The following is a 1,059-nucleotide window of genomic DNA, read 5'->3' as shown; positions in this document are numbered from 1 at the left end:
CATTTGGATCGACCTGGAGCGGGCAGAGGGTATGCAGACGCTTTCAATCAGTGACGACGGGGTGGGCGTCGGCCAGGAAGAAATGGAGCGGGCCTCGGGACTGGGACTGCACAGCCTGCGTCACCAGGCAAGCCTTCTGGGCGGCTCTTGCACCGTGACCCGCAATGCTTTGGGTGGCACCAGGGTTGCCATCCGCTACCGGAGGGGCCGGACCATGAACGGGAAATCGTCTAGCCCAGGCCGTGCGACTCAAATCCTGATCGTGGACGACCACCCCATCATCCGCGAGGGAATGACGCACTTGCTGAATCTGCAAGGGGATCTGCACGTCTGCGGCGCGGCCGGCCGCGCCGATGAAGCTCTGGGGGCAATGGCCTGCCAGCCCGATATGGCCATTGTGGACATCAGTCTGCAATCGGACTCCGGCCTGGATCTTGTCAAGACACTCCGCCACCGCTACCCAAATTTGGCAATCCTCGTCCTCAGCATGCATGACGAAAACCTGTTCGCCGAACGCGCACTACGGGCCGGGGCAAACGGGTATCTGATGAAACTCGAGGCCACAGATCATGTCGTGAGCGCCATCCGCGAAGTGCTGGCAGGCAATATTTATTTGAGCGCCGCCATGCATGAAAAGCTGGCGCGGGCCCTTACTGTTCCCCGGAAAAAGCCGGAGGGCCCAATTGCGAGCCTTTCGGAACGGGAATTCGAGGTCCTGCACCTGATCGGACTCGGCTTCAGCACCCGCGAAATCGCCGGGAAACTGAATCGGAGCGTGAAGACCATCGAGACGCATCACGCCAACATCAAAGAAAAGCTGAATATCCGTAGCGGCAGGGAGTTGATGCGCTTCGCAATTCAGTGGATCGAGAGCCAGTAGGGCGGAATCCGTCCGCTGAATAAGGCAATCCCCTAGCCTCTTTTAGGAAGGGGGCCTTATTCATGCGCAGGCGGTCAGCGCATACAGTGCAGGGGAACCTGCCGGCGAGCCGCAATCCTTGGGCGGGAGGGGCAGGCGCAACCCAAAAGCTCCATGGGAGTCGCTGCCGTGAACACCAA

Annotated in this window: 1 protein-coding gene; it reads left to right on the top strand. The window is 60.2% G+C overall.

What is annotated here, in order from left to right; translation table 11 throughout:
• Window positions 1-880 (top strand): response regulator (locus AWB69_RS45305; RefSeq protein WP_231937472.1); only part of this gene is annotated, 880 nt, incomplete at its 5' end.
• Between the last annotated feature and the right edge of the window lie 179 nt (window positions 881-1,059).

Source organism: Caballeronia udeis, assembly GCF_001544555.2.
GTDB lineage: Bacteria > Pseudomonadota > Gammaproteobacteria > Burkholderiales > Burkholderiaceae > Caballeronia > Caballeronia udeis.
This window is presented reverse-complemented; position numbering and strand designations above follow the sequence as displayed.